The sequence below is a fragment of the Magnetovibrio sp. PR-2 genome (assembly GCF_036689815.1).
GTDB lineage: Bacteria > Pseudomonadota > Alphaproteobacteria > Rhodospirillales > Magnetovibrionaceae > Magnetovibrio.
Genome location: NZ_JBAHUR010000014.1, coordinates 93,540 through 100,538, shown reverse-complemented (window position 1 = coordinate 100,538; position 6,999 = coordinate 93,540). Strand labels below are relative to the sequence as shown.

The window sequence follows — 6,999 nt, the reverse complement described above, 5'->3', positions numbered from 1 at the left end:
AGAATTTGTCGTATCGGTCGTGCTCATATCTGTCATATCTGCATTCATAACTTCACCAAGTAATCAGCTCATTCGTGCGATGAATTGGAATTGGTTTGGGACGAATTCCCCCAAACTGTAGAATGGGTGTCATCACGATTTTGGCTTGAACTTGCCTTACGCTCTGCAAGGCTTTTCGATTTAAAGTTAACCTTCATACTCTGCGTTGAGGCCGCCTGTGTTTCGTGTTTTTCCGTATCAGAGGACGTTGTCACACACGAGGATGTTACGCGCGGTGCTGCATTTTCAAACACTGCGTTTGATGCTGGCGAAGTTTCCCCAGTTTCATGAGAACCAGCCTCATGAAAATCAGCCTCATGAGAAGACGTGCGAAGGGAATTTGCAGGGCGCATCTGCGGTGCAGGTTCCCCCCCCCCTTCCATACCAACAGTCATCCAGGGGGACAATTGAAGGGCGTCATCCCAGTCGTCGAAAAGGGCGTCTTTTTCTTCTACGCTCAACACTTTATGGCCTGCGTCATCATACAGGTCAGACAACTCTACAGGCGCCGTATTGCGTGCCTTGTCTTGGTCAGACTGCGCAGAGGTATTCGACCAGGCGCCCGCATTGTTTTTCAATGCTGTTTCGGAAGAAGAATCTTCCTTCATCGTGGTCATATGACCAGCTTTAGCTGAAGGGCCAGCTTTGGGCATTGGCCTTTTTGACTGGGCAAATGCAGGCAGCGTGGCTTTTTTATCCCACGGAGAAGACGTAGATGCGGACACGTCATCGAACGGGGTCTTCCCCCCCAACAACGCACGCCTAGCCATCGCCTTGTTTTTACTACCTAAGCTCACGACAAAGTACCCTTATGCCCTAACACATGCGCCCTAAGGCAACACAACGAAGAATTCACGACCATTACGCATGACCTGAACCAAAATAGACGTTTGACCCTTGGCTTTGCGCGTCACCTTGTCAAACATAGCTGGCGTACCAACCGTTTCACCATTGACCTGCAAGATGATGTCACGCGTTTTCAGACCTGCTTTTTCTGCGGCTGAGCCTTTTGCCACGCCGTCCAGCTCGGCCCCTTTGCGTCCAGGCTCACCCAAAGCACCGGGCAAACCAACGGGTACGAAGCTTTCAATGTTCATGCCGCGCCAATTGAACTCATTGGGAACCGCACGTGCAGGCGTGACGGCAGAAACAGGGCTTTGCATTGTGCCAGTTGGCATTTTGCTGACGGCGACTTCGATATCAAAACGGCTGCCATCGCGTTTTACGCCAAGACGCAGCAATTCACCTGCGGTCATGTCCTTGATCAAAGACCCAAGCTGCCCCGGAGCCCAAACGCGCCGGCCACCAACTTTCAAAACGATATCGCCCGCTTGCAAGCCACCTTGCGCCGCCGGGGAACCCGGCACCACCTGGCTGACAAACACACCGCGGTCTTGAGGATGGTTCAATCGTTCTGCTAAAGCCGCACTCACTGGCATCAGGCCAGCACCCATGAACATGTAGTTTGCACCTGGAACACCAAAGGCCTTAACACCACCTTGGGTGCCACCTTGCCCCTCACCGGGTTGGGGGGTTGCAACGTTCATCACCATGCTTGGCGTCGGCTTGGTGAATTGTAAAGCCGCAGCCTGCCCAGCGGGTTGGCCCTTAATTTGATGGCATGAGTTACAAGCCATCTTATCGCGTCCGTCATTTTTGTGATTACCCGGGGTTTTGCTGTTCGCCCGAATAACCGGTGCCGGCTGCTGTGTGTTGGGCTGGGCCACAGGCCAAAAGGCCACGGTTTGCCCACCCGTCATTTGGTGACACGTGGTGCACGCCATTTTAGCGCGGCCATCATTTTGGTGATTGCCGGGCGGTGTAGAAGACGCTGCAATAACGGGGGCTGGTTGAGCTGTCGTTTGTGCTGCTGCATTGAACGAACGCGGCGCCTGTAGCGGACGTCCCAATTCGTCGAGCATGAATTTGCGAACCTGGTTGGATGGAATAGCAAAGCCAATTCCTGAAAAAGCGCCAGTCGGCGTATAAATCGCCGTATTGATGCCCACGACCATACCGTCTGCACCGATCAACGGACCACCGGAATTACCCTGGTTGATGGCAGCATCCGTCTGAAGCAAGTCAGAATGGGTGACGCCTTCAATCGCCAAAGACTTACGCAACGCAGACACAATCCCCCGACTAACGGTTTGATCCAAACCAAACGGAGACCCAATGGCGATGACTTCATCCGCAACACGGACTGTTGAGCTGTCGGCCAACCGTGCGGTCGGCAGCGGCCCCGGTGTGTTGATTTTCAACAGCACCAAATCCATGGTTTCATCGATTTTGACAATATTTGCCTTGTAACGCTGCGTCCCATCACGCGTAAAGACTGTCACAACGGCTGCATTTGACCCGCGAATAATATGATAATTGGAAATGATGTAGCCGTCATCGCGCACAATGACGCCTGAACCCGTGCTGGCGCTCATACGCGGTGAAAAGGGATTGGCAAAAGCAACTTTGGACGGACTGTTCTGCCCTTCTTTTTTCGCGGCAATGGCTGCGCCGACATCCCCAACCGTTGAAATATTCACCACACTGCCACGCATCTGCATCGCAACGGAGGCAAAATCACGGTGGGCAACATTTTGCGCCATCGCTTGATTGGGAACAAAATTCCGCGTGCCAGCCCTCGGCTGCGCCTGAACATTACCAGCGCCTTGCTGGACATTCGAAGGCGCATTGACAGCATCTGTCGTGCGTTTCCCCTGACCACTACCACCCACGCCCAAGGAGCTCATAAACGTCTGATTATGAACCTTAGGATTGTAGTAATTGGTTACCCAATAGGTACCGATGAGAATTAGAAGTGCTGCAGCCCCAACGAAAAACAGGTACTGGCGCAATTCAATTCCACAGTTTTCAGGTAATTCAGGCTTTTCGTCGACTTCCCAATCGCTGTATTCGCTCATCTGGATCAGCTTTCGCCCTCAATGAGATCTTCATCATCGGCTTCTTTTTCTTTGCGAATGTTTGAAACACCAGCCGCAAGAGAAACAACGCCTACAAACACCAAAACAATCGGGATCAGGCCGCGCAAAAGTTCCGCAACAGACCACCACCAAACAGACATGCCCCACAAACCCAAAGAGACAGCCAGCAAGCCAAAGATGACTACGTTCATAAATCCAACCCTCTAAAAAACACAGAGACCTCAATCCCTAAGGTACATTCGCTCTCAGCAACCAAGCTATTATATCTCATTCGATATAACACAATACATCACCACACACAGGCAAAAGCTCACCTATTTTGCCAGTGAGCGCACCTAAACTACATCACTTAGCGAATATTTCGCAATGCACAATGTTCGACGACAACACTCACCCAAAACAGGGAGTGATATTATTACGACGAAACGGCACAAAACGCGAGTTAATTAATAAATAAAAAAATGCACAAGCCTATGTAATTGATAATGATTTTCATTGCTATGCCCGATGACATAGGGGGGCTTGGCTCAATTGCGGCTCTGATACTCATCACACACAGATGCGGAAACACAAAAACGATCCCAGCGGCGACACCAGCCTGTATCAGCACGCACCGAGCCATAGGCAGACGAGAGGATATTCACCCCCGCAATTTCGCGCTCCAAAGCCTCAGCATCATCGACGAAGCTTTGACACGTCATGCAGGCCGGGGCGGCGGCACAATCGCTCACATTCGCGCCCAATATTCACCAAAGATGTAAACAGACAAGATAAAGCCCGCCACAACGTTCACCGCCACGCCAATGGAAAAGGCACTGAACGTCGGCCAATTGACGGCATGCAAGTCACGAAACCGCGTGGTCATACCAATGGCCAAAAAGCAAAAGATAAAGGCCCAACTGCGCATGGCATTGATGGGGTCCAGCAAAGCCGGTTTGACGGTTTTCACAATCTCTTGTTCGCTGTAACCGCTGGTCGCCAGCGTTACGATGATGGACGCCGCAAAAAAGCCGATCACAAATTTAGGGAACCGACGCCAGATTTCACCAGGGTCAACTTTGCTTGCCCCATGTTTTTGGGCTTCGCCTTCTTTGCTTTCACGGTCCCAAACCGTCGTTGCAACCAAGGCCCATACCATGGCCCAGATGCCAATCCAGAGATCTCGCCCAATCACTTTCATCAGCGTAAAGGATTTTAAGGCAGCTTCTTCGTTTCCAGCCATTTTTCCATAAGAAGCAGCCGCAGCAAAACCAGCCGCATCGGCAAATTCGGATGTCCCAATCCAGGCCCCGGCAACACCGGGATGCAGCCCCAAAGCCTGCGACACAAACGGCAAAAATAAAATCATCACCAGCGCCCAACCGACCACCAACGTCACAGACGCATAGATATGGTCTTTGGTCGCCCCAACAGCCGCCGCAATCGCCATGGACGCACTGACCCCACAAACCGAGCCACCAACGCTGATCACAGCCGCCAAGCGCCTATCCAGGCCGAACCAACGCGTCGCCGTGAAATAAATGGTTAAACACCCGATCAACGAAATCACCGTGGCTTGGCCAATGGCAACGGGTCCTGCCGTTAGCACCAATGTGATCGGGAACGTTGCCCCTAAAAAAACAATGCCCAACTTGACAAAAAACTCAACCCGCAGCGCAGCGCTTACCCAGGGGGGGATGCGCACCGTGTTGGCCAAGACCAGTCCAACGACCAAAGCCACCAATGGTGGTTCAAGGTTGAATTGCGCCGCACCATGCCAACCACTAACAGAAAATACCGCAATGGACAGCCCGTACAAAACGCCAAAGCCCCTGACAAAGGTCCAAAACTCGATCCCCATAACCCGGCAGGCAACGCCCAAGAAAAAGGCCCACACACAAAATTGTATGGCATATAAGTGAACGTGTTCACCAAAATGGGCAAAAAGTTCAGGCAACGATTGCCATTTCAGGCTACCGGGATGCACGGCCAAAGCTTGCAAAACATCCGTGCTGGTGGCGAAGGTTGCCAGGGCAAACACTGTAAATGTCAAACCCAGCCACACGGCCCACCAGTCTTCTTTTAAAAAGAAAGATCCAATAGCCTTTTGGTTTGAAGCAAGCGCATCGCCAGAACCACTGTCTTGCGCGCCACCCGCAACGGTCACAGCCGGAAGCTTTTGAATGCCCGCAACAACGCTAATGGCGCCAATCGCCAACATAGCCAAGGGGGCAAAGCCACGCATGAGCTCCGCGACGGACCACCACCATGCCGCCAACCCTGACAGCCCCAAAGCAAGGATTATTAGAGAGATAACAATTAACTTCATAAGCTATTCACAAACTCTTCACGCAGACTTTAACGCTGAGGACATAATGCTTGAAGATCAATATTAACAGTAGGATGAGGGCTCAGCATAACTTGCGGATACTCAAAAACAAGAAGATTTGCTCAGCTCCGACCCGCCAGCCAAAATAATTAATCACATTTCCCAATGACCGTGCTATGTCTCTTCAATGTCTTTGGCCAGAGAGTTGCCCGATCAGGGACGCCTTACTATAGATTGTTTTTTGCTGTTTGCAGGATGTCACCCCCATGGAAGCGCTATCGTCTTGGCTGTGGAACCCTTTTTTAGCGTTCATTTACATCGAGCTGGGAATCCTGTTTTTCATTGCAACGCGTGGTGCCGCCTTCAAAGGCATGTGGGCTGAGGTTCGGTCCGTTTTCAGCCGATTTCGCCCTGATGCCCCCCATGCGGATGAACGCACCGTCGCCCACCATCACGCTTTTTTCGCGGCCCTGGCCGCGACGGTCGGTGTCGGCAACTTAGCAGGCGTCGGCACAGCCATACACCTTGGTGGCCCGGGGGCGTTGTTTTGGATGTGGGTATCGGCCTTGGCTGGAATGTCATTTCGCATGACCTCGGCGTATTGGGCGGTCAAGTTAGCCCGCAAAGGTGAAAACCCGGAACTGTTTGCAACGCCAATGTTGTATGTGGTGAGCTTGGTCAAAGAGCGCTGGAAATGGCTGGCAACCGGTCTCGCCGGAGTCTTGATGATCAAAGGCATGGTTACGGCCAACTTAATCCAGGCGAACTCCGTCGCGCATGCCATTTCCGGTGAAATCGGCCTGTCAAACATGACCGTTGCCGTCTTGCTGGCAACGGCCGTGGCCTTGGTCGTCATCGGTGGCTACAAAAGCATTTTAAAACTGTCGTTCACCATCGCACCGTGGATGATTTTAGGCTACCTGCTGGGCGGGTGGTCCATTTTATTGTTTAGTGAAGCCCAAACCTTAAACGCCCTGGGCTCCGTTTTTTATTATGCCTTTAACCCTTATTCCGTTGCGGGTGGCGTGGCAGGCTATGCCGTTTTAGAAACCTTGCAATATGGGGTTTCGCGCGGGGTATTTTCGCATGGGTCCGGCATTGGCATCACACCGTTTTGGCAAGGTGCAAACCAAGACCACCCCGCCCGGAGCGCCTATATGGCGGCTGCCGTCCCCGTTGCCGATACCTTGATCGTGTGCACCACCACCGCATTGGTGATTTTGACCGCAGACCAATGGCTTGACACCACCGGGGCATTCTTGACGGTGTCTTCGTTCACACATTTCTTAGGCGACACAGGCCGAATTTTGGTGACGACATGCTTGATCGTGTTTGCCTTTACCACCATCGTTAACTGGGCGCATTTTTCAGAACGCTGTTTTGAATTTTTGGGTGGCACCAACACCAAACGCTTTCGTCTGTTTTTTGTCGCATTAACATTGGTGGGGCCCTTCCTGCCCCTTGGCCCCTTGTGGCATTTTGGCGATGTGTTGGTTGGCAGCGCACTGATCTTGCACCTGTTGCCGCTGAGCTACATTGTGTTGAAACATTCCAAGGTCATGAATGAGGACTTAGCTCTTAAGGCAGACCCCCCCACAAACCCAGACTCAACCACACAATAACCTGTATTCACCTCAGGTTTCCCCAGTGCCGAACATTGCAACTAATTCGCATTTGCGGTATGTTCGCCCCGGAATTTCTAACCGGGGATAC

The 6,999-nt window shown here is 52.1% G+C and carries 6 protein-coding genes; 1 reads left to right on the top strand and 5 read right to left on the bottom strand.

What is annotated here, in order from left to right:
• Positions 1-68 precede the first annotated feature (68 nt).
• The 5 genes from V5T82_RS15195 to V5T82_RS15175 form a co-directional block, all read right to left on the bottom strand.
• The gene (locus V5T82_RS15195; RefSeq protein WP_332896514.1) at positions 69-836 is read right to left on the bottom strand and encodes a hypothetical protein; all 768 of its coding nucleotides are present in this window, start codon (positions 834-836) and stop codon (positions 69-71) included.
• 33 nt (positions 837-869) lie between these two features.
• Complete coding sequence (locus V5T82_RS15190) at positions 870-2,957, bottom strand: trypsin-like peptidase domain-containing protein (protein WP_332896513.1); 2,088 nt, start codon at positions 2,955-2,957, stop codon at positions 870-872.
• 5 nt (positions 2,958-2,962) lie between these two features.
• Positions 2,963-3,169, bottom strand: coding sequence for a magnetosome protein MamI (gene mamI, locus V5T82_RS15185; protein ID WP_332896512.1), 207 nt, complete (start codon positions 3,167-3,169; stop codon positions 2,963-2,965).
• A gap of 336 nt (positions 3,170-3,505) precedes the next feature.
• Entirely contained in the window at positions 3,506-3,709 is a 204-nt protein-coding gene (locus V5T82_RS15180; RefSeq protein WP_332896511.1) for a hypothetical protein, read from the bottom strand.
• On the bottom strand, positions 3,706-5,286 hold the full coding sequence (locus tag V5T82_RS15175) for a putative sulfate exporter family transporter (RefSeq protein ID WP_332896510.1): 1,581 nt from the start codon (positions 5,284-5,286) through the stop codon (positions 3,706-3,708). Before V5T82_RS15175 ends, V5T82_RS15180 begins: the two co-directional genes overlap by 4 nt.
• A 266-nt stretch (positions 5,287-5,552) precedes the next feature.
• On the opposite strand from V5T82_RS15175, the gene V5T82_RS15170 reads away from it, so the two are divergent.
• A complete protein-coding gene (locus V5T82_RS15170) occupies positions 5,553-6,908 on the top strand; it encodes an alanine/glycine:cation symporter family protein (RefSeq protein ID WP_332896509.1) in 1,356 nt (451 codons plus the stop codon).
• The last annotated feature ends 91 nt before the right edge of the window (positions 6,909-6,999 follow it).